At 73.5% G+C, this 20,777-nt stretch carries 18 protein-coding genes; 13 read left to right on the forward strand and 5 right to left on the reverse strand.

Annotated features, from left to right (window positions below; all coding sequences use genetic code 11):
- Positions 1 to 105: 105 nt before the first annotated feature.
- Positions 106 to 3,048 (forward strand): SpoIIE family protein phosphatase, encoded by a 2,943-nt coding sequence (locus AQJ67_RS17285; protein ID WP_062719655.1) that lies wholly within the window; start codon positions 106 to 108, stop codon positions 3,046 to 3,048.
- A gap of 26 nt (positions 3,049 to 3,074) precedes the next feature.
- Here AQJ67_RS17285 and AQJ67_RS17290 read toward each other — a convergent pair whose 3' ends face one another.
- Entirely contained in the window at positions 3,075 to 4,580 is a 1,506-nt protein-coding gene (locus AQJ67_RS17290) for an alpha/beta hydrolase (RefSeq protein WP_062719656.1), read from the reverse strand.
- Between the two features lie 143 nt (positions 4,581 to 4,723).
- Here AQJ67_RS17290 and AQJ67_RS17295 point away from each other — a divergent pair, with 143 nt between their 5' ends.
- The 10 genes from AQJ67_RS17295 to AQJ67_RS17340 all read left to right on the forward strand — a co-directional run bounded on the left by AQJ67_RS17295 (position 4,724) and on the right by AQJ67_RS17340 (position 15,934).
- Positions 4,724 to 5,980 carry an ATP-grasp domain-containing protein gene (locus tag AQJ67_RS17295; protein ID WP_208614986.1) on the forward strand — a complete coding sequence of 419 codons (1,257 nt, stop codon included), beginning with the start codon at positions 4,724 to 4,726 and terminating at the stop codon, positions 5,978 to 5,980.
- Positions 5,977 to 6,822 (forward strand): hypothetical protein, encoded by an 846-nt coding sequence (locus tag AQJ67_RS17300; protein ID WP_062719657.1) that lies wholly within the window; start codon positions 5,977 to 5,979, stop codon positions 6,820 to 6,822. The genes AQJ67_RS17295 and AQJ67_RS17300 overlap by 4 nt, the downstream gene beginning before the upstream one ends.
- A complete protein-coding gene (locus tag AQJ67_RS17305; protein ID WP_062719658.1) occupies positions 6,819 to 7,898 on the forward strand; it encodes a PLP-dependent cysteine synthase family protein in 1,080 nt (359 codons plus the stop codon). Before AQJ67_RS17300 ends, AQJ67_RS17305 begins: the two co-directional genes overlap by 4 nt.
- Positions 7,895 to 8,941 carry a dipeptide epimerase gene (locus tag AQJ67_RS17310; RefSeq protein WP_062719659.1) on the forward strand — a complete coding sequence of 349 codons (1,047 nt, stop codon included), beginning with the start codon at positions 7,895 to 7,897 and terminating at the stop codon, positions 8,939 to 8,941. The genes AQJ67_RS17305 and AQJ67_RS17310 overlap by 4 nt, the downstream gene beginning before the upstream one ends.
- Complete coding sequence (locus tag AQJ67_RS17315) at positions 8,925 to 10,142, forward strand: MFS transporter (RefSeq protein WP_062719660.1); 1,218 nt, start codon at positions 8,925 to 8,927, stop codon at positions 10,140 to 10,142. Before AQJ67_RS17310 ends, AQJ67_RS17315 begins: the two co-directional genes overlap by 17 nt.
- On the forward strand, positions 10,139 to 10,939 hold the full coding sequence (locus AQJ67_RS17320) for a class I SAM-dependent methyltransferase (RefSeq protein ID WP_062719661.1): 801 nt from the start codon (positions 10,139 to 10,141) through the stop codon (positions 10,937 to 10,939). The genes AQJ67_RS17315 and AQJ67_RS17320 overlap by 4 nt, the downstream gene beginning before the upstream one ends.
- A 15-nt stretch (positions 10,940 to 10,954) precedes the next feature.
- Positions 10,955 to 12,526, forward strand: a complete 1,572-nt coding sequence (locus tag AQJ67_RS17325) for an ABC transporter substrate-binding protein (RefSeq protein WP_062719662.1) — start codon at positions 10,955 to 10,957, stop codon at positions 12,524 to 12,526.
- A gap of 152 nt (positions 12,527 to 12,678) precedes the next feature.
- Positions 12,679 to 13,596: an ABC transporter permease gene (locus AQJ67_RS17330; protein WP_062720081.1), complete on the forward strand. Its 918-nt coding sequence runs from the start codon at positions 12,679 to 12,681 to the stop codon at positions 13,594 to 13,596.
- Positions 13,593 to 14,387 carry an ABC transporter permease gene (locus tag AQJ67_RS17335; protein ID WP_062719664.1) on the forward strand — a complete coding sequence of 265 codons (795 nt, stop codon included), beginning with the start codon at positions 13,593 to 13,595 and terminating at the stop codon, positions 14,385 to 14,387. The genes AQJ67_RS17330 and AQJ67_RS17335 overlap by 4 nt, the downstream gene beginning before the upstream one ends.
- Positions 14,384 to 15,934 carry an ABC transporter ATP-binding protein gene (locus tag AQJ67_RS17340; protein ID WP_062719666.1) on the forward strand — a complete coding sequence of 517 codons (1,551 nt, stop codon included), beginning with the start codon at positions 14,384 to 14,386 and terminating at the stop codon, positions 15,932 to 15,934. Before AQJ67_RS17335 ends, AQJ67_RS17340 begins: the two co-directional genes overlap by 4 nt.
- 87 nt (positions 15,935 to 16,021) lie before the next feature.
- Here the strand turns inward: AQJ67_RS17340 and AQJ67_RS17345 are convergent, their stop codons facing one another.
- Both AQJ67_RS17345 and AQJ67_RS17350 read right to left on the reverse strand, forming a co-directional pair.
- Complete coding sequence (locus AQJ67_RS17345) at positions 16,022 to 16,729, reverse strand: DUF2470 domain-containing protein (RefSeq protein ID WP_063807335.1); 708 nt, start codon at positions 16,727 to 16,729, stop codon at positions 16,022 to 16,024.
- A gap of 57 nt (positions 16,730 to 16,786) precedes the next feature.
- Positions 16,787 to 17,713: a hypothetical protein gene (locus AQJ67_RS17350; protein ID WP_062719671.1), complete on the reverse strand. Its 927-nt coding sequence runs from the start codon at positions 17,711 to 17,713 to the stop codon at positions 16,787 to 16,789.
- Positions 17,714 to 18,042: 329 nt separating this feature from the next.
- Here AQJ67_RS17350 and AQJ67_RS17355 point away from each other — a divergent pair, with 329 nt between their 5' ends.
- Entirely contained in the window at positions 18,043 to 18,435 is a 393-nt protein-coding gene (locus AQJ67_RS17355) for a hypothetical protein (protein ID WP_062719672.1), read from the forward strand.
- Positions 18,432 to 19,304 (forward strand): hypothetical protein, encoded by an 873-nt coding sequence (locus AQJ67_RS17360; protein ID WP_062719674.1) that lies wholly within the window; start codon positions 18,432 to 18,434, stop codon positions 19,302 to 19,304. The genes AQJ67_RS17355 and AQJ67_RS17360 overlap by 4 nt, the downstream gene beginning before the upstream one ends.
- Before the next feature lie 26 nt (positions 19,305 to 19,330).
- Here the strand turns inward: AQJ67_RS17360 and AQJ67_RS17365 are convergent, their stop codons facing one another.
- Together AQJ67_RS17365 and AQJ67_RS17370 are read right to left on the reverse strand one after the other, a co-directional pair.
- On the reverse strand, positions 19,331 to 20,053 hold the full coding sequence (locus tag AQJ67_RS17365) for an FAD:protein FMN transferase (RefSeq protein ID WP_062720082.1): 723 nt from the start codon (positions 20,051 to 20,053) through the stop codon (positions 19,331 to 19,333).
- A gap of 22 nt (positions 20,054 to 20,075) precedes the next feature.
- Entirely contained in the window at positions 20,076 to 20,768 is a 693-nt protein-coding gene (locus AQJ67_RS17370) for an FMN-binding protein (RefSeq protein ID WP_062719676.1), read from the reverse strand.
- Between the last annotated feature and the right edge of the window lie 9 nt (positions 20,769 to 20,777).

Consider the following 20,777-nt stretch of genomic DNA (forward strand, 5'->3'; position numbering starts at 1 on the left):
TATTGTGGAGCGCATCGCGCAGGTCTAGGGTGATATCGCCTGGAGGCCTCCGCCGGTCCGTCGGCCGAGTGGCGGTGCGTGGCAGGGGCGGCCTCGGGTGAGGAAGTGATCCGGTTGTCCGTCGCCTGGGACGACATCGGCGGCCTCGTCGATGCCCATGAACGTTTCCTGGCCGGCTCCCTCATCGAGTCGGACGTCAGGTCCTGCGTGCTCGACTCCTGGAAGCGCTGCCGCTCCGCGGGGCTGGAGCCGCGTCGGCTGCTGGTCCCCTACAGCGCGGAGGTGAGGCTGGACGACCGTTTCCTGCGCGCCGCCGACCCGGTCCTGGAGAGTCTGATCGCCTCCCTCGCCGACGTGGGCATGGCGGTCGCGCTCTGCGACGGACAGGGCCGCATGGTGCAGCGGCTCGGCGGCGCCCCACGGCTGCGCGAGCGCCTCGACGAAGTGCAGTTCGCCCCCGGCTTCGACGCCTCGGAACCGGTCGTGGGCACCAACGGTGTCGGCACCGCGCTGGCCGAGCGCGGCCCCGTCTACGTCGCCGGCCGCGAGCACTTCGCCGACTGTCTGCAGCACTTCGCCTGCGCGGGCGCACCCGTCCGTGATCCGCTCAGCGGCCGTATCGAGGCGGTCCTCGACCTCACCTGTCTGCGCGACCAGGGCGATCCGGCCATGATGCGGATGGTGCGGGAGGCCGCCCGGAGCATCGAGGCCCGGCTGCTGGACCAGGCCACCCGTCGTGAGCGCGCGCTGCTCGCCGCGTACCGGCGGGCCGGCGGCCACCCGGAGGCCTGGCCGAAGCAGCCCGAGGGTCTGCCGCCCGGCCCGGACGGGGGCGTCGGCGCCCTGCCCCGGCTCGATCTGGTCGTGCTGCGGGAGCGGGCCGAGGAACTCATCGCCTCGCCGCACCGCACCCTCGACGAGGTCGCCCTGCCCAGCGGCCGCACCGCCACCCTGTTGCGCCGCCAGGTCACGGGCGAGGACGGGGAGGCCGGCGTGGCGGTCGAGGCCCGGGTCCTCGGCGGCCCTCGCCTGCGCCATGTCGCGCCGTCGCCGTCGCCGTCGGTCACGCAGACGGCCCCGCTCGCCTCCGCCGTACGGACTCCGGCCTCCCCCTCCGTGCGCGACACTTTGCCGCGGAGCACGCCCACGCCGCCCCCCACCGCCCCGCCCACTGCCCGGCGCTCCGTCGTGCCGTCGCCCTCCGCACCCCAGCCGTACCCCGCCGGGTCCGAGCCTGACGCCGGCGGAAGCGCGGACGGCCCGCGCATCGTCGCCGCCGAGCCGCAGGCACCCGACCCGCCCCGCCCGGACGGTCAGGGTGGCGAAGGCCGGCTGCTGCTCGTCGGCGAGCCCGGGGTGGGCCGGCTGGCCGTGCTGGCGCGGCGGCGCCTGCAGTTGCTGCACGACGCGAGCGTGCGGATCGGCACCACCCTGGACGTCACCCGCACCGCCGAGGAACTCGCCGAGGTGACCGTCCCCCGGTTCGCCGACTTCGTCGCCGTCGACCTGCCCGACTCGGTGCTGCGCGGCGAGGAACCGGAGGCGCTCGGCGGCCGGACCGCGCTGCGCCGGGTGGCCCTCCGCGCCGAACGCAAGGATCCCCACCATCTGTACGACGTCGGCGACCCCGTCGAGTACGTGCCGTCCACGCCGCAGGCCCGCTCCCTGGAGACCAGGCAGTCCGTGCTGGAACCCGTCCTGTCCGAGGCGGGCGGCTGGCTCGCGCAGGACCCCGAACGGCTGGAGGGGGTGCTCGCGTCCGGGATCCACTCCCTGATCACCGTGCCGCTGCGGGCGCGGGGCACGACCCTCGGCGTGGTCAGCTTCTACCGTTCCCTGCGACCCGCCTCCTTCGAGGACGACGACCTCTCCCTCGCCCAGGAACTGGCCGGCCGCGCTGCGATCTGCATCGACAACGCCCGCCGCTACACGCGCGAGCACAACACGGCACTCGCCCTGCAGCGCAGTCTGCTGCCCCGGGGCCGTTCCGAACAGAGCGCCGTCGAGGTCGCCTACCGCTATCTGCCCGCGCAGGCCGGCGTCGGCGGCGACTGGTTCGACGTCATCCCGCTGTCCGGCGCCCGTGTCGCGCTGGTCGTGGGCGACGTCGTCGGGCACGGTCTGCACGCCGCCGCCACGATGGGCCGGCTGCGCACCGCCGTGCACAACTTCTGCTCGCTCGACCTGTCGCCCGACGATCTCCTCACCCACCTCGACGACCTGGTCGGCCGGCTCGACCGGGGCGAGGGCTGGGCGGCGGAGGGCACGCCCGACTCCGGCATCGTCGGAGCCACCTGTCTCTTCGCCGTCTACGATCCGGTGTCCCGGCGCTGCACCCTCACCCGCGCCGGGCACCCCCTGCCCGCGCTCGTCGCGCCCGACGGCACCGTCGAGTTCCTCGACCTGCCCTCCGGCCCGCCCCTCGGTCTGGGCGGCCTGCCCTTCGAGACGGCCGAGCTGGAACTGGCCGAGGGCAGCCAGCTCGTGCTGTACACCGACGGGCTGGTCGAGGACCGCCACCGTGACATCGACGCCGGACTCGACCGGCTCCGGACGGTCCTGGCCCGGGCCGACCGCCCTCCCGAGGAGACCTGCGAGGCCGTCCTCGACGCCCTCCTCCCGGCCCGCCCCGGTGACGACGTCGCCCTCCTCGTCGCCCGCACCCACACCCTGGGCGCCGACCACGTGGCCCAGTGGGACCTGCCCAGCGACCCGGCGGTCGTCTCCCGCTGCCGCGCCGTGGTCACCGAACAGCTCGCCGCCTGGGGCCTCGACGAACTGGCCTTCACCACCGAACTCATCGCCAGCGAACTCGTCACCAACGCCATCCGCCACGCCACCGGCCCCGTCCAGCTCCGTCTGCTCCGCGACCGCGCCCTGATCTGCGAGGTCTCCGACGGCAGCGGCACCTCCCCCCGGCTGCGCCGCGCACGCAGCACGGACGAGGGCGGCCGGGGCCTGTTCCTGGTCGCCCAGCTCACCGAGCGCTGGGGAACGCGGTACACCCCCAACGGCAAGATCATCTGGACGGAACAGCCGTTGCCGTGACGCTGCCGCCGGGGCAGGCGCGGGCGCTACGGCTTCCCAGGCGTCGGCAACCCCGGCCCCGCACACCGGGTGTCCGCCTCCGGCACCACCCCGTCGACGAGATACGCCGCCACCGTGCCGTCCACGCACCCGTTCCCCCGGCTGGCGAACACGCCGTGGGAGTAGTCGTCGTCGAGGACCACCAGCCGGGAACCGGGCAGCACCTCCCGCAGTCGCCGGGCGCCCTCGATCGGGGTCACCGGGTCGTGCGCGGACGCGACCAGCAGGACCGGCGGGGCGGCCGGACCGCCCAGCGGGGTACGGCTGCCCGGACGGTGGTGCCAGTAGGCGCAGGCCGAGGCCTCCAGGCCGGTCAGGACCGGCTGCGGGTCCAGTCGCCGTATGCGGCGGATGTCCGCCACGATCTCGCGCGGCGTCGGACCCGGGCCGTCCGCGCACTTCACGATCCGGTTGGCCGCCTCGTAGTTGCGGGATTCGGGGCTGTCGAAGGCGGCGGCGGGGCGCAGGCCCGCCACGCTGCGGTCCGTCAGGTAGGTGCGCAGGCCGTCGGCCAGGCCCGTCCAGCGTTCGGTGCGGCCGAGGGCGCGGTAGACGGCACGGTCGAACTCCGCGGGGCCGAAGCCGTCCACCGGACGGGCGGCGAGGCCCTGGCGGGCGTCCAGGTACGAACGCCGTACCGCATACGACGAGTTGCCCAGGCCGAAGCGGTCCGGGTGCGCTGCGGTCCAGGCGAAGAACGTGTCGCGGGCCCGGAGCAGGGCCCGGGCCTGGAGCACGTCGAAGTCGTACCAGTCCCAGGGGCCGACCACGCTGTCCAGCACCATGCGGCCCACCCGGTGCGGGAAGTGAGCGGCATAGGCCGCGCCCAGGTAGGTGCCGTACGAGACACCGAGGAAGCTCGTCCGCGGTTCGCCCAGCGCGGCGCGGATCGCGTCCATGTCGTACGCCGTCTGCTCGGTGGACAGGTACGGCAGCGCCGCCGTGCCCGCGCCCGCCGCGCAGTCGTCGGCCAGCCGGTGCTGTGAGTCGAGGTACGACCGCTCGGCGCGCGGGCCGACCGGGACCGGGTCCGGCCCCGGAGCGCTGAAGAGGCCGCCCATCGCGCCGCAGCCGACCGGCGTGCTGTGGCCGACGCCGCGTGGGTCGAAGCCGATGACGTCGTACGCGCGCCGCACGCTCGCGGGGAGCTTGGCGCGCTTGGTCACCGCGTAGGGCAGCCCGGAGCCGCCCGGGCCGCCGGGATTGACGAGCAGGATGCCGCGTCGCTCGGCCGGGGTGCCGGAGGCGGGGACGCGGGAGACGGCGATCTCGATGCGCGGGCCGGACGGGTGCTTCCGGTCGAGCGGGACGGTGAGGCGCCCGCATTCCACGCGGTCCGGTGCGGGCGGGGCCGGTACGGAGTCCGGGCAGGCGGCGAAGGCGAGGGTGGCCGTGGCGCGTGCGGAGGCGGCGGCGGGGGCGGCCGTGGGGAGCAGGGCCGCGGCGGCCGTGAGGGCGCACAGCAGGGCGGCGGGACGGGGTGGGACGGACATGGTCACTCCAAGGCTGAGTAAGAACGGGGTAGCAAATGAAAATGATTATCGCTAACGTGTGCGCGTCAAGTCCGGCACCCCTCCGACCGAGGGACGCCCCGGGCTGCCTTGACGTCTGAACTCACGGCACGAAAAGGGGAGTTGTGGCTCATCTGCTGGTGGTAGAGAGCTGGGTCGGGTCGATGAGCAGGCTGCTGCCACGGGCGATCCGGGAGGGCGGACACGAGTTCACCTTCCTCACCCGTGACCTGCATCACTATCTGCGCTCGGCGCCCGAGGGGGCGGCGCATCCGCTGCTCGGCGCCCGCAACGTGATCACGACCGACACCAACGACCTCGACGCCCTGCTGCCCGAGGTGGCACGGCTGCACTCGGTGCTCGCCTTCGACGGGGTGATCACCTCCTGCGACTACTACCTGCCGACGGTCGCCCGTATCGCCGGACACCTCGGCCTGCCCGGCCCCGGCCCCGAGGCCGTGGAGAACGCCTGCCGCAAGGACGCCACCCGCCGCGTCCTCGCCGACGCCGGCCTGCCCGGACCGCGCTTCGCCGTGCACGAGGAGTGGGCCGACCTCGCGCGGGCCGCGAGGGAGATCGGCTACCCGCTCGTCGCCAAACCGGTCGACCTGTGCGCGGGCATGTTTGTGCGCCGCGTCGACGACGAGACCCAACTGATGGACCTGGTCAGGGCTTTGGCCGACTTCCCGGTCAACGCCCGCGGCCAGCGCCGAACCCCCGCCGTCCTCCTCGAAGAGCTCCTCGACGGCCCCGAGGTGAGCGTCGAGACCGTGTCGTACGCGGGCACCGTGCACATGGTCGGTGTCACCGACAAGAGCATCGGCGGAGCGCCCGCCTTCATCGAGACCGGCCACATGTTCCCGGCGGCGCTGTCGCTCGCCGACCTCGACGCCGCCGAGCAGACCGCCCTCGCCGCGCTCAAGGCCCTCGGGCTGACCGACGGGGTCGTGGCGCACACCGAGATCAAGCTCACCTCCGCCGGGCCCCGTGTCGTCGAGGTCAACCCCCGGCCCGCCGGCAACCGCATCACCGAACTCGTCCGCCATGTCACCGGCATCGACCTCGCCGCCGCCTTCGTGGACGTCGCCCTCGGCCGCCGCCCCGACCTCGGTCGCACGGACACCGGCCTGCGCAGTGCCGCCGTCGGCTTCCTCGTCCCGGACCGCGCGGGCACCCTCGAAGCGCTGGACGCCGGTCAACTCGCTGACGAACCCGGCCTGTTGGAAGTACAGCTCACTGAACCCGGCAAGGCCGTGAAAGCGGCGGGCAGCAACAACGAGTACCTGGGGCACGTCATGGCCGGCGACCCCGACGGGCCCGGCGCCCGTGACCGCGTCGAGGAGCTGCTGGCCGAGCTGAGCGCCGGGATGGTGATCCGATGACCCCGGTCGGCGTCCGGCCGACGGCGCCCTGTCGGACGTACGACGATCTCGTCGCCCAGGTCCGCGCGGGCGCCCTCGGCCCCGACCCGCGCACCCGGCGCGTCGCCGTCGCCTTCACCACCCGGCAGGCCGTACGGCACGACGGACGCGGCACCGGCTACCGCAACGAGGTCCTCAGCCTGCGGCTCGCCGAGGCCGTCGGGTCGTGCGCCGTCGAGCCCGGGGAACTGCCGGACAGCGCGCTCGACGACTGTGTCGGCGCCGACGTGGCGCGGCTGCTGGAGCACCCGCTGGCGGCGGTGCGCGTGGCCGCCCTCGATGCCTACCTGATGCACGTCACCCCGCACACACCGGACCACGGGGCGCTGCCCACCCCGCTGCCCGCCGGGTCCTCGCTGGAGAAGTCCGAGACCCGGGCGAGAGCCGTGGTCGAGCTGCTGGACCTGTCGGCCGGCGCCACGGTGCTCGTCGTCGGAGTCGTCAACTCCCTGCTGGGCGCCCTGCGTTCACGTGGGCTCGGCTATGTCCCGTGCGACCTCAAGGGCGGGGTGACCGAGTGGGGAGAGCCGGTCGTCGCGGACGCCCTCGCCGCGGCCGAGGGCTGTGACGCGCTGCTGGTGTCCGGGATGACCCTGGGCAACGGCAGCTTCGAGCCCCTGCGCGAGCACGCGCTGCGGCACGGCAAGCAGCTGGTGATGTTCGCGCAGACCGGCAGCGCGGTGCTGCCCCGCTTCCTGGGGCACGGTGTGAGCGCGGTGTGCGCGGAGCCGTACCCCTTCTTCTGGCTCGACGGCGGACCCGGGGTCGTCCACCGCTACCGCTGTGCCGGAGGTACGCGATGACCACCACCACGGCCGTACGGTCCACCGCCCGACCGGAGTTGCTCACCCTGCTCGGCCGTACGCCCGTCGTCCGCGTCACCGCCGACCTGCCGGGCCCCCACCCCGGCTTCTGGGCCAAGCTCGAAGGGCTCGCGGCGGGCGGCATGAAGGCGCGGGCCGCCGTGTCGATGCTGCTCGGCGCCCGCGAACGCGGCGAACTGCTGCCCGGCGCCCCGGTCGTGGAGTCCACCTCCGGCACGCTCGGTATCGGGCTGGCCTTCGCCGGGCAGGCGCTCGGCCACCCCGTCGTGCTGGTCGGCGACAGCGAACTGGAGCCGTCCATGCGGCAGTTGCTGCGCGCGCACGGCGTCCGCCTGGAACTCGTCGATCGCCCGGCGCCGCAGGGCGGCTGGCAGGCCGCACGGCTCGGCCGGCTGCGCACGCTGCTCGCCGAACTCCCCGGCGCCTACTGGCCCGACCAGTACAACAACCCCGACAACACGACCGGCTACGCCTCCCTGGCCGCCGAACTCGCCGTGCAGCTCGACCACCTGGACGTCCTGGTGTGCAGCGTCGGCACGGGCGGCCACAGCGCCGGGATCATCGGACCGCTGCGCCGGCACTGGCCGGGCCTCAGGCTCATCGGCGTCGACGCCACCGGCTCCACGATCTTCGGCCAGCCCGCCCGCCCCCGCCTCATGCGCGGCCTCGGCAGCAGCATCCACCCGCGCAACGTCGCCTACGACGCCTTCGACGAGGTCCACTGGATCGGCCCCGCCGAGGCCGTGGACAGCTGCCGCAGGCTCGCCCAGGGCAGTTTCGTCAGCGGCGGCTGGAGCACGGGCGCCGTGGCGCGGGTCGCCGCCTGGGCGGCCCGCGTGCACCCGGGCGCGGTCGTCGCCACCGTCTTCCCCGACGGGCCGCACCGCTACCTCGGCACCGTCTACGACGACGACTTCCTCACCGCCCACGGCCTCGACCTCGCGGGTGCCGCCACCCGGCCCGTGGAGATACCGCATCCCTACGCCGCCGAGGCGAGCGGCTGGGCGCGGTGCACACGGGTCGCCGATCCCCTCTCTCCCGGAAGGACACGATGAAGGCCCGCCTGCGCACCGTACGGCTCGAACTCGCCGAGCCGCTGCGCATCTCCCGCTCCACCATGACCGCCCGCGACGCCGTGTGGCTGGCCGTCGAGCACGACGGGGTGACCGGATACGGCGAGGCCGTCAGCAGCGTGTACTACGGCCTGGACGCCGACACGCTCGTACGGCTGATCTCGTCGGTCGGCCTGGAACGGTTCGCCGATCCCGACAGCGCCCTGGAGGCCCTGTCCTCACAGGCCGCCGCGCCCGTGCCGCCCGCCGTCGTCGCCGCCGTCGAGTCCGCGCTGCTGGACCTCGTCGGCAAACGGGACGGTGTGCCCGTCCACCGTCTGCTGGGCGCCCCGGCGTCGTTCGGTGTCGCCACCGCACGCACCATCGGCATCACCTCGCTCGCCCATGCGGCCGCCGAGGCCCGGCGCCTCGCCGCGAGCGGATTCGAGGTCGTCAAGGTGAAGGCGGGCTCGCACGACGCCGAGGACGACGTGGAGCGCGTACGGGTCATCCGTGACGCGGCCCCTCAGGTGCGGCTGCTGCTGGACCCGAACGGCGCCTGGAGCGTGGCGGAGGCCGCACGTCTGCTGCCCCGGTTCGCCGCGCTCGGCGTCGAGGCCGTCGAACAGCCCCTGCCGCCCGGCGACCCGGACGCGCTGGGCGCCCTCGCCGAGAGGTCACCGCTGCCCGTCATCGCCGACGAGGACGCGGTGAGCGTGGCGGACGTACGGCGGCTGGCCGGGCGCGTCCACGGAGTCAACGTCAAGCTCGCCAAGTGCGGGGGAGTCCGGGCGGCCCTGCGGATCGCGGAGCTGATCGAGGGCAGCGGGACGGAGCTGATGCTCGGCTGCCTCACCGCCAGCACCCTCGGCATCGCACCCGCCGTCCAGCTGGCCGACCGCGCCCGCTGGGTCGACCTGGACGGGCATCTGCTGCTCGCGCGCGACCCGTGGACGGGCATCGGCGGCGCGGACGGCACCGTACGCACAAGTGACCTGCCCGGACTGGGAGTCGAGGAGGTGACGGCGCATGCGGACGTGGCGTGAGATGCGGGGCTTCCCGCTCGCCGTCCAGCTCCTTCTCGTCAACCAGCTCGGCGTCAACACCGGCTTCTACCTCCTCATCCCGTACCTCGCCACCCACCTCGGCGAGAACCTGGGCATGTCGGCGGCGGTCGTCGGCATCGTGCTCGGCGTGCGCAACCTCAGCCAGCAGGGCCTGTTCATCATCGGCGGCTCGGCAGCGGACCGGCTCGGGGCGCGGGGCGTGATCATCGCCGGGTGCGCGCTGCGGACCGTCGGCTTCGGGCTGTTCGCGCTGGGCGACGGGCTGCCGGTGCTGCTCGCCGCGTCCGTGCTCAGCGGACTCGCGGGGGCGCTGTTCAACCCGGCCGTGCGGGCCTATCTCGCGCAGGAGTCGGGGGAGCGCAAGGCGGAGGCGTTCGCGCTGTTCAACGTGTTCGCCACGACCGGCGCGCTGATCGGCCCGCTGCTGGGCAGCGCCCTGCTCCTCGTCGACTTCCGTACGTCCGCGCTGACCGCCGCCGGCATCTTCGCGGTACTCACCGTCGCGCAGGCCCTCGTCCTGCCCGCCCGCGAGGTCGAGCCGACCGGCAGCGGCGTCCTCGGCGACTGGCGCGAGGTGCTCGGCAACCGGGCCTTCCTCGCCTTCGCGCTCGCCATGGTCGGCATGTTCACCCTGGAGAACCAGCTCTACCTACTGCTGCCCGACGGGGCCCGGGAGGCCACCGGATGGGACGGGGCGGCCGGACTGGTCTTCCTGATCGGCACGGTGGCCAACCTCGCGCTCCAGCTACGCATCACCCGCACGCTCAAGTCCCGTGGCTCCAGGCCCCGTTGGATCGCCACCGGACTCGCCGTGATGGGGCTGGCCTTCCTGCCGCCCCTCCTCGGCGCACCGCTCGTGCTGCTCAGCGCCCTCCTGCTCTACCTCGGCATCATGATCGCCTCCCCGTTCGTGATGGAGCTCATCCCCGGCTTCGGCCGCCCCGAGCTGACCGGCACGTACTTCGGGATCTTCTACGTCGTCTCCGGCATTGCCGCCGCCGTCGGCAACGCGGTCGTCGGCTGGGCCATGGACGCCGGGGAGCGTGGCGGGCACGAAGGGCTGCCCTGGATGTGCTGCGCCGCCGTAGGACTGGCGTCGGCTGGCGCGGTCGCTTGGCTGCATCGCCGTGGGGTGCTGCCCGTCCATGCGGACCCGGTGCGCGCGGGGGCCCGCGCATGAGCGACGGCAGCCTCCTCACCGACGCCAACCTCCTCACCGACAACCCCGCCCTCTACGAGGCCCGCTTCCCCGACGCCGACCGGCTCGCCGGGCGCTGGACGGAGGACTGTCTGCGCCGGTACGACGCCGGGCCGCGCCTCCTCGACATGGGCTGCGGCACCGGCCGCGACGCCGCGCACCTGCATGCCGCCGGCCGCGTGGTCACCGGCGCCGACCTCTCCGAGGCGATGCTGGCCCATGCCCGGGCCCACCACCCGGGACCCACCTATGTCCGTGCCGACCTGCACGGATTCGACCTGGGCACCTTCGACGCCGTCGTCTGCCTGGACAGCTCCCTGCTGTACTGCCACACCAACGACCAGCTCGACGGCTTCCTCGCCTCCTGCCGCGCGGCCCTCGCACCGGGCGGGCTGCTGGTCGCGGAGATGCGCAACGGAGCGTACTTCCTGGGCCGTACGGATCTCCTGGACAGCCCGAAGGCCGACTCCTTCACCTGGCAGGGCACCGTCCACCGGTCCCGTACCACCCTGACGGTCGACCGCACCGCCCAACTCCTGCGCCGTACCCGCGTATGGACCGCCGACGACGGATCACCGCCCGTCGAGCAGCGGTCCGCCTGGCGGCTGCTGTTCCCGCAGGAGCTGCGCCACCTCCTCGCCGCGCACGGCTTCGAGGTGCTCGAACTGCACGACGGACCCGGACCACGCACCGAACCCGCCTGGCGGGAGGGCGAGTCGCCCGGGACCACCACCGACGCGGACCGGCTGCACCTCGTCGCGCGCCGGCACACCCTCTGACACCAAGGACCAGACATGTACGACGAACGTCTTCCCGGCCTGCGCCGCCGCGGCTTCCTCGCCGCCACCTCGGGCGCCGCCGCCCTCGCCCTCGTCGGCTGCTCGGGCGGCACGGACGACCAGGCGCAGAGCACCTCCGGCACCCCCAAGCGCGGCGGACGGCTGCGTGCCGCGTTCGCGGGGGGCGGTGCCAGCGAGACCCTCGACCCGCACCTGGCCAACCTCTTCGCCGACGTGGCCCGCGCCAAGGCCCTCTACGACAAGCTCGCCGACTACGGCGCCGACCTCTCCGCCCAGCCCCGCCTCGCCGAGAAGTGGGAGCCCAACAAGACGCTGGACCGCTGGCAGGTGACGCTGCGTCAGGCCACCTTCCATGACGGCAGGCCGGTCACCGCCAGGGACGTCCTCTACAGCTACCGCCGTATCGCCGACCCCGAGCAGGCGTTCCGCGCCAAGGCGTCCCTGGAACCCGTCGACCTCGACGCCAGCCGCGCCACCGGCGAACGGACCGTCGAGTTCGTCCTCAAGCGGCCCACCGCCGAGTTCCCCAACGTCCTGGCCGCGTTCGGCGCGTACATCGTCCCCGAGAACGCCACCGGCACCGACTTCGACAAGAAGCCGGTCGGCTCCGGCCCCTTCCGGTTCGTCTCCTTCGCCCCCGGCCGCTCCGCCGTGTTCCGCCGCAACGACGACTACTGGGAGGGCGCCCCGCACCTCGACGAGATCGAGTTCGTCGTCGCCAACGAGGAGTCCGCCCGCGTCAACGCCCTCCTCGGCGGCCAGATCGAGTACGCCCACGAACTCAACCCGACCACCGCCCGCGCCCACGAGGCCGGAGGCCAGATCGAGATCGTGCGGCTGCGCAACAGCGCCATGCAGGCGTTCTGCATGAAGACCGACCGAGCGCCCTTCGACGACAAGCGGGTCCGCGAGGCCTTCTTCCTCATCGCCGACCGGCAGGAACTCCTCGACGGCGCCCTGTCCGGCGCGGGCGAGGTCGGCAACGACCTGTTCGGCAAGGGCTACGAGTACTACGCCGCCGGCCTGCCCCAGCGTGAGCAGGACCTCGACCGGGCCCGCGCCCTGCTGAAGAAGGCCGGCGCCGAGAACCTCAGGGTCACCCTGGACACCTCGGCCGTCGCCGCCGGGTTCACCGAGGCCGCCGGCATCTTCCGCGACCAGGCCGCCAAGGCCGGGGTCACCATCGACGTGAAGGTGGGCAGCAAGGACTCCTACTGGAGCGACATCCTCGACAACGGCACCCTGTGCTGCTACCGCTCCGGCGCCATGCCCATCGAGGCCCACCTCTCCCAGCGCCTGCTCACCGACTCCACCACCAACGCCACCAAGTGGCGGCACAAGGACTTCGACGCCCTCTACCAACAGGCCCAGTCCACCCGCGACAAGACGGAACGGGCAGCGGTGTACGAGCGCATGCAGCGCCGCCTGTACACCGAGGGCGGCTTCCTCATCTGGGGCTTCGCGGACTGGATCATCGGAACGACCAAGAGGGTCAAGGGGGTTGAGACCAAAGCACCGGCGAACACCCTGGACTGGGCCCGCTTCGACAAGGTGTGGCTGGCGTGACGACCCAGTTGGGCGGCAGCGCCGCCAAGGGGCGCGGGGCTGTGTCGAAATGCGGCTCCGCCGCGGGGCGCGACCAGCCACGACGGCGCAGCACACGCAAGACGGCCTACCGCGACACGGCGAGTGGGCGCTCCTTCGTCGCCCGGCGCCTCCTGCTAGGCGGAGCCCAGACCCTGGCCGTCGTGCTCCTGGTCTTCGCCCTGACGGAAGCGCTCCCGGGCGACGCGGCGGTCGCCCTCGCCGGCGACCAGCCCGACCCCGCCCGCATCGCCGCCATCCGCGAGGCGATGGACCTCGACCGCCCCGCACCCGAGCGGCTGGCCGACTGGGCCGCGGGCATGCTGCACGGTGACTTCGGTACATCCCTCACCTCGGGGCGCCCCGTCACCCAGTACATCACCGACGCCTTCGGCCCCACCCTGCTGCTCGCCGCGCTCACCCTCGCCCTCCTCGTCCCGCTCGGCTTCGGCCTCGGCGTGCTCGCGGCCCGCCACGAGGGACGCCTCGTCGACCGGCTGGTCAGCTCGGTCACCCTGGCCGTGTACGCCGTCCCCGAGTTCGCCCTCGGCGTGCTGCTGGTGACGGTCCTCGCCCTGAAACTGGCCTGGCTGCCGCCGACGGCGGTCGGCTACGGCACCGAGCTGCTCGGCCATCCGGCGGCACTGGTCCTGCCGGTGCTGGTGCTGCTGGCCCGCCCGGTGTGCTCCCTGTCCCGCCTGGTCCGGGCGGGCATGGTCGACGCCCTGGCCTCCCCCTACGCCGCCCACGCCCGCCGCTACGGCGTCCCCGGCGCCCGCGTCCGCTACGCCCACGCGCTGCCGAACGCGCTGGCCCCGGCGGTGCAGCAACTCGCCCGTACCGTCGACTGGTTGCTGTGCGGGGTGATCGTGGTGGAGGCCCTCTTCGTGATCCCGGGCCTGGGCACGGTACTCCTCAACGCGGTGGCCGAACGGGACGTACCCGTCGTGCAGGGGCTGGCCGTGGTGTTCGGCGTGCTGACGGTGCTGCTCAACCTCGGGGCCGACCTGGTGGCGTACCGGCTGACCCCGCGAGCGGGGGTGGCCGCATGACGGCGTACCGCCGTTTCGCGCTCGGTCTCACCGTCGTCGCCGTGCCTCTCGTCCTCGCCCTGCTCGGGCCGCTGTTCGCGGGTGATGCCGGCCCCCGGGCCGTCTCCTTCACCCTCGGCGGCGGCCACTGGCTCGGTACCGACTTCGTGGGCCGGGACGTGTGGCGACAGGTCCTGCTGGGCGGCCGTACGGTCGTCCTGACCGCGCTCGCCGCCACCGCGCTCGCGTATCTCGTGGCCGTCCCGGTCGCGCTGGTCAGCGCGCTCACCCGCCTCCGCCGGCTGGAGGAGCTGCTGATGCGGCCGCTGGACGTACTGCTCGCCGTACCGTCGCTGCTGCTGATCCTGCTCGTGGCCTCCGTGTTCTCGCCGGGCGCCGCCGGGCTCGCGCTGCTCGTGGCGCTGGTGAACGTGCCCGACGCGGCGCGGATCGTGCGGGCGGCGGCGGGTGAGGCCGCGGCACGGCCCGCCGTCGAGGCGCTGCGGATGCAGGGGGAGACCTGGTGGCGGATCGCCGTCGGCTATGTCGGCCGGTCGGCGCTGCGCACCCTCGCCGCCGACGCCGGGATCCGGCTGACGGGTGTGCTGTACCTGGTGTCGACGGCGGCGTTCCTCGGGGTCGGTGTCGCGCCGGACGCCGCCGACTGGGCGGTCATGGTCGACCGCAACCGCACCGGTCTGCTGGTGCAGCCCTGGGCCGTGGTGGTGCCCGCGCTGCTGATCGTGGCGCTGACGACGGGGACGAACCTCCTCTTCGACGCCGCGCTGGAGAAGAAGGGACGACGCCGGTGAGCCGAGCAACCCAGGCCGCGGTCGCCGAGATCCGTGACCTGCGCGTCGAGGTCGACGGCCGCGCCCTCGTCGACGGCGTGCACCTGCGGGTACATCCCGGCAAGGTGACCGCCCTGGTCGGCGCCTCGGGCAGCGGCAAGACCACGACCGGCCTCGCGCTGCTGGGGGAGTACCCGGCCGGCGCGCAGGTCACGGGCGAGGTGCGGCGGCCCGGGGACGGCCCGGTGGGCTATGTGCCCCAGCACCCGGCGGCCGTGCTGAACCCGGCCCGCCGCGTCAGCGCCCTCCTCGACGACATCGCCCGCCCCCAGGTCCGCCACCTGCCGCGAGCCGAACGCCGCGAGGCGGCCCGCGCACTGGTCCTGCGGGCCCTGGAGGATGCCCAACTCCCTGACGGCGAAGTCCTGTTGAGCCGGTACCCGCACCAGCTCTCCGGCGGCCAGCAGCAACGCGTCGTCCTCGCCCAGGCCCTGCTGCTCGGCGCCCGTGTCATCGTCGCCGACGAACCCACCACCGGCCAGGACGCGTTGACCAAGAGCCGTATCGTCGAGCAGCTGGCCGCCGTCGCGGCGCGCGGCATCGCGGTCGTCCTGCTCAGCCACGACCTGGACGTGGTCCGCGCCCTCGCCGACGAGGTCCTCGTCATGCGCGAGGGCCGGGTCGTGGAGTCGGGCCCGGTGGAACGGCTGTGGACGACACCCCGGCACGAGTGGACCCGCCGGCTGCTCGACGACCAGCGCGCGGCACCGCCGGACGCGACGGCCGCCGAGGCCGGCCGACCCGTCCTGGAAGTACGGGACCTGACCGCCGTGCACGACCGGCGAACCGTGGTCCTGCGCGCCCCGCACCTCGCCCTCCACCCGGGCGAATGCGTGGCCGTCGTCGGCCGTTCCGGCAGCGGCAAGACCACGCTCGCCCGCTGCCTGGCGGGCCTGCACAGCGACCACGACGGCGACATCCTGCTCGACGGCACGCCCCTCGCTCGCAGCCTCCGCCGCCGCGACCGGTCCCAGCTCGCCGCCGTGCAGTACGTCTTCCAGGACGCCCGCGCCGCCTTCGACGAACACCGTCCCGTGCTGCGCCAGGTGGCCCGCACGGCCGTACGCCTGCGCGGCATCGACGAACGGGCGGCCACGGCCGAGGCCTCGACCACCCTGCACCGCCTCGGCCTGTCCGAGCGCCTGGCCCACCGCCGCCCCGGCGAACTCTCCGGCGGCGAACTCCAGCGTGCCGCCCTCGCCCGCGCGCTGCTCGCCCGCCCCCGGGTGCTGATCTGCGACGAGGTCACCTCGGGCCTGGACACGGTCACCCGGCGGGGCATCCTCGACGTCCTTTCGGGCCTGGTCGGCGAGGAGGGCGACCTCTCCCTCGTCCTCGTCACCCACGACCTGGACACCGCACGTCTGGCCCGGCGCGTCGCCGTACTGGACGCGGGGGAGATCGTCGAACAGGGGCCGACGCGGCAGATTCTGACGGCCCCTCAACACCCGTTCACGATCGCTCTCATGCGGACCACGGAGCGCCTGGAGACGGGTACCCGGTTGTGAGAAGCCGACCTCCGGGCGGTTCGCGGAGGAGACGGGAAGGCCTCGGCGGTGGCCCGGAGATCGGCGGCCTTGGGGGCGCGCCCTCGCCTACGACCTGGTCGGCAGGCGACGGCCACGCGGCCGGGCCGTGGCCTCGGCGAGCAGGGCGTGGATCTGGCGCACCGCCTCTCCCGGGTGCGTGGCGGCGGTGGCGAAGGGCAGCCGGACGTCGTGGTGGGCCTCCGGCGTCTCCAGCCGGAGCACCAGGCCGTGCCGGTCGAGCCGCAGCGGCCGTACGCCGGTCGCGCCGAGCTGTTCCCGGGCGGGCAGCAGCCGGGCGAGCGGAGCCACCGTGTGGGCGTGGGCCGCGTCCAGCCGGGCCAGCATCTCCGCCTCGTGCGTGGCGAGGGGGTCGGGGGAGGCGAGGGTCAGTTCGTCGAGGCCGATGACGATCGTGCCGTCGTCGTCGGTGAGCACCGCCCGGGCAGGGTTGAACACCAGGGCCTTCGGCCCGAGGGCGGTGAGCCAGCCGCCGAGCGTCAGCCGGGCGCGCACCCGTTCGCGTACGGCGACGGGCGCGATGTCGGTGAACTCCACGAGGGTGGCGAGGTCACCGTGCGGCGCCATCGCCGACTCGGCGCCGAGGTGGCCGTCCGGCGGGTTTGGCAGGAGCAGCCGTGCGGCGGCGTCGACGGTGTGCAGGCCGATCAGCTCGATGCGGTGGCCCTGCGTGGTGACGGTCAGCGAACCGGCCGCCGCCAGCACCGAGCGGGCACGCTCGGCGGGCGACGGCTCGGGGCAGGAGGCAGCAGACATGGGGACCTTTCGAGTTAGGTAAGCCTAACCTTAGCTCATGTCGGGTGCCTCCTGCCGTCACTTCTTGTCGAGATTCAGGGAACCGCTGTAGTCGGCCGTGATCGTCTGGCCGTAGAACGGGTCCTTGCCGGTGGCGCGGGCGATCACCGAAGCCGCGCCCGGCTGGAAGGGCGCGCTGCCCGTGGGGGTGGCCTCGGCGGTCCACGCGACGGGCTCGCCGGGCACGCACGGCACCTGCACGCGGTACGAGCCGCGGACGGTGCCGCCGTCGACGGTCTGGCTGACCGTGCCGTACGAGTCGACCGTGACGGACGAGTTGCATGTCACGGTGCCGTGGACGGCCGCCTTCCCGCTCCGCTTGTCGGCGGTGCCGGCGGCCGCGATCCGGAGGCCCAGCACGGTCTCGGCGGGCGGCTCCGGATTGTGGACGCGTACCTCGCCGCGCAGCGCTTCCGTGACTCCCGGGCAGTGCTGTTCGAAGGAGGCGTCGAGGTCCTTGACGTATCCGTTCGGTCCGAACTCCACGGAACGGATGGTGAAGGAGCCCTCGGCGAGGCAGTCCCGGCCGTTGCCCCGGAGTTCGAGCCGAGGCTCGTCGGGGCTCGGGTTCGCCTTGGCGCCGGTGTACGTGCCGGGCGTCAGCGACTGGGGCTGCCCCCAGGGCGCGGCGAGATGCAGCGCCCAGGTGTCACCGGCCGCGCCGTCGACGAACACGCTGAGGTCGGTCCCCGGGACGCCGTTCGTGCTGTAGCCCTGGACGGTGATGGCGTCCTGCGAGCCCGCCGCGTCGGAGTAGGAGTACGACTGTCCGGCGCTGATGTATTCCCCCGCGTCGCCGCTGAAGGCGAAGGTACCGGTCTCGACCTCGTAGGCCTGCGCCGTGGCGCCGCCCAGCAGACCCGAGGAAACGGCCGTGAGCGCCAGCGTCGTGGCGAGGCCGGTGGCGATGCGGGTGTACGTGCTCTTCCGGGCACGCGTTCTCATGAAGTCTCCCTGGTGGTGAGCGGATGTGGCGGCCAGGACGGATGAGGCAGTCGAAGCGGGGCGGTTGTACAGCAGGGGACGCGCCCGATGCCAACGCACGGACAAACAGCGCCAAAGCCAGGCGCCGCCGACGCATGGCAGATCCCAAAGGTTGTACGTCCGCTGTGACTCGGTTGTGTGGGCATCGACACGCCCGTGACCCGTGATGTTCGCGATGCGACATCCGCTTGATCGGTCAGGAGTGCCGGACGCAGCTCTGCCGGCCGTCGAGCGAAGGGGTGGGGGTCCCATTGAGCCCAGCGGAAAGACGCGGCACGGGCGCCGAGGACATGCGGGCGTACGCTGCGGACTTCGTCGCCCGCGTCACCGTCCGGGGCCGGCTGCCGCTGGACTACTCCGTGGCCAGCCTGCGGATCGTGGACTTCCTGATCGACGGGCTGCGCAAGGGCGGCGCTGCGCGGGAGCAGGTGCGGGAGACGCTGTTCGGGCTCGGTGCCTACGTCGGTGAGGTGCTCGTGCGCCGCGCCGGCGCGGAGTGGGTGGACTTCGACGCCGACCAGCGCGCCTACTTCGGCCAGCCGGTCGGCGTGCGGATGCCGGACGGCCGGGTCTGGAACCCGGTCGGCAAGGTCCGCAACCGCTTCGACCTCGGCGGGCCCGGCGAATCCCTCCAGACCTTCTATCTGACCCTGCACGGCCGGGGCAGGAGGGCCGCCGCGTGAGAAGGCCCCTGGCCGCGACGGCGCTGCTCCTCGCCGCCGTCCTGACCGCCTGTGCGGACCCGGCGGACGACGGACGACCCGTCGACTCGGCGCGGCCCACCGCCCCCGGCCCCCAGGCCGCCCCCGCCGAACCCGCCGAACCCGACCCCGAACCCGAGCCGCGCACCGCCGCCGAGTTCCTCGCCCGCGCCGAGAAGGCGATGGCCGCACGGAAGGGCTGGACGTTCGCGGTGAAGGGCCGCGAGGGCCTGGTGCTCCAGGGCCAGGAGAACGCCGCCACCTACACGGCCACCGTGCGCCGGACCACGGACGACCCATGGGCGCTGCACTCCACCGGCAGCACGCTCAGCAAGGGCGTGAGCAAGCCCGAGGAGATCTACGTCGCCGACGGGACGGCCTACGTCAAGAAGGGCACCGCCGACTGGGAACACGGGCCCCTCACCGACCCGGAGTTCGCGGGCAAGGTCGAGGACCCGCTCGCCGCGCTCGACGCGTTCCGCGGATACGGCGCCGACGTCACCCTCGCCACGCCTGCCGACCGGGTCGAACTACGCGTCCGCGCCACGACCGCCGCCCTGCCCGGCGTACGGGACGAGGCCGTCGTGCGGAAGGCCCTGCGCGAACTCGCCCCGACCCTGCGGCAACTGCGCGCGGCCGGCGTCGCCGCCCCCGAGAGCGGGATCACCGTAGAGGGCGTCGAGGAGACCCTCGTCCTCGACCCCTCGACGTACCGGATCACCGCGCACACCTTCACGTGCCGCTTCCGCATCCCCTACGACGGACAGCACATCCGGTACGAACAGGAGGTGACCGAGCGGACCGTGGGGCCCTACGACGGGACCGTGGCCCTGCCGGAAGGGATCGGCTGACCGGACTCCCGGAGTCTTCCCCTCGGTCAGGCAGCCGTCCGCGTCTTCGCCGACGCCACCGGAAAGCCCTCCGTACGGAAGACCCGCCGCTCGGCGTCCACCGCGAACACCTCGCAGCCCGGCCGTCCGGCCGCCCACTCGACGCCCTCCGCGCCCATCGCGAACGCGGCGGTCGCCACGGTGTCCGCGACGGTCAGGGAGGACGACACGACGCTCAGCGAGAGCAGTCCGGTCGCCGGGCGTCCGGTGCGGCCGTCGACGATGTGGTCGCCGCGTTCGTAGCGCGCGGACGTCGCGATGGCCCCGTCGGTGAGCTCGGCCACCGTGCACACCTTGTCGGCCTGCTCGGGGTGGCGTACCCCCACCCGCCAGGGCCCGCCGGAGGCGACGACGTCACCACCGGCGTTGAGGACGAAGCGCCGCGCTCCCGCGGCGGTGAGCAACTCGGCCGCCCGCTGCACCGACCAGCCCTTGACCACCGCGCACGGATCGAGCCCGCGGCCCGGCAGCCGTACGTCGAAGGCGCCGCCGGTGGCGACCCGGTACTCCTCGCACAGGCCCAGCACCTCGTCGAGGTCCGCGCTGACGTCGCCGCGCGCGATCTCGCCCCGGTCCAGCCGGCGGACCTCGCTGTCCGCCTTGAACGGGCTGAACCGGGCATCCACCTCGCGCAGCCACGCGAAGACGGCGTAGGCCGACTCCTCGCCGACGTGCGCGTCGTCGACCCGCAGCGAGACCGGGAACCCCATCACGTGCTCGACGCGGTGCACGTCAGGCACCCTTCGCGTCGATGGCCGCCTGGAGGGACTCCCGGTAGCCGTCGCTGGTGATCGTGGCGCCGGAGACCGTGTCGATGTCGGCGCTCTGGGCTTGAAGGGTCTCGGCGATCAGCTTCGGCACGGCGGCCGTGGTCTGGGGGTGGTTCGGCTGCTGGAGCATCTGCACGGCCGAGATCTTGTCGCCCTCGAAGGTCACCTGAACCTGGACGGGGCCCTTGTCCGTGTTCACCGTCGGGCCGTCGACCGTCTGCGTCTGCGAGGCGGCGGACGCGGAGGACGAGGACGCCGACTTCGCGTTCGCGTCGATGGCGGCCTGGAGGGACTTCCGGTAGCCGTCGCTGGTGATCGTGGCGCCGGAGACCGTGTCGATGTCGGCGCTCTGGGCTTGAAGGGTCTCGGCGATCAGCTTCGGCACGGCGGCCGTGGTCTGGGGGTGGTTCGGCTGCTGGAGCATCTTCACAGCCGTGATCTTGTCGCCCTGGAAGGTCACCTGGACCTGCACGGGACCCTTCTCGGTCTGCACGGTCGGGCCCTTGACGACCGTGTTCCCGGATCCGGCCGCCGCCGAGGGCGTCGAGGCCGGTGTCGCGGCCTCCGTGGTCGTGGAGCCGAGGGACGGCTCGTAGCGCCAGACCGGGATCAGGCCCACGGCGCTCAGGACCAGGACAGGTATTGCTCGCTTCACGATGTCTTT

The sequence above is a fragment of the Streptomyces caeruleatus genome (assembly GCF_001514235.1).
GTDB lineage: Bacteria > Actinomycetota > Actinomycetes > Streptomycetales > Streptomycetaceae > Streptomyces > Streptomyces caeruleatus.

Excerpts from the sequence above, each read along its gene's own strand:
- AQJ67_RS17345 (WP_063807335.1), bottom strand. The coding sequence starts at position 16,729 with ATGTCTGCTGCCTCCTGCCCCGAGCCGTCGCCCGCCGAGCGTGCCCGC.
- AQJ67_RS17335 (WP_062719664.1), top strand. The coding sequence starts at position 13,593 with ATGACGGCGTACCGCCGTTTCGCGCTCGGTCTCACCGTCGTCGCCGTG.
- AQJ67_RS17355 (WP_062719672.1), top strand. The coding sequence starts at position 18,043 with ATGCGGGCGTACGCTGCGGACTTCGTCGCCCGCGTCACCGTCCGGGGC.
- AQJ67_RS17325 (WP_062719662.1), top strand. The coding sequence starts at position 10,955 with ATGTACGACGAACGTCTTCCCGGCCTGCGCCGCCGCGGCTTCCTCGCC.
- AQJ67_RS17315 (WP_062719660.1), top strand. The coding sequence starts at position 8,925 with ATGCGGACGTGGCGTGAGATGCGGGGCTTCCCGCTCGCCGTCCAGCTC.
- AQJ67_RS17290 (WP_062719656.1), bottom strand. The coding sequence starts at position 4,580 with ATGTCCGTCCCACCCCGTCCCGCCGCCCTGCTGTGCGCCCTCACGGCC.
- AQJ67_RS17305 (WP_062719658.1), top strand. The coding sequence starts at position 6,819 with ATGACCACCACCACGGCCGTACGGTCCACCGCCCGACCGGAGTTGCTC.
- AQJ67_RS17320 (WP_062719661.1), top strand. The coding sequence starts at position 10,139 with ATGAGCGACGGCAGCCTCCTCACCGACGCCAACCTCCTCACCGACAAC.
- AQJ67_RS17310 (WP_062719659.1), top strand. The coding sequence starts at position 7,895 with ATGAAGGCCCGCCTGCGCACCGTACGGCTCGAACTCGCCGAGCCGCTG.
- AQJ67_RS17350 (WP_062719671.1), bottom strand. The coding sequence starts at position 17,713 with ATGAGAACGCGTGCCCGGAAGAGCACGTACACCCGCATCGCCACCGGC.
- AQJ67_RS17365 (WP_062720082.1), bottom strand. The coding sequence starts at position 20,053 with ATGGGGTTCCCGGTCTCGCTGCGGGTCGACGACGCGCACGTCGGCGAG.
- AQJ67_RS17300 (WP_062719657.1), top strand. The coding sequence starts at position 5,977 with ATGACCCCGGTCGGCGTCCGGCCGACGGCGCCCTGTCGGACGTACGAC.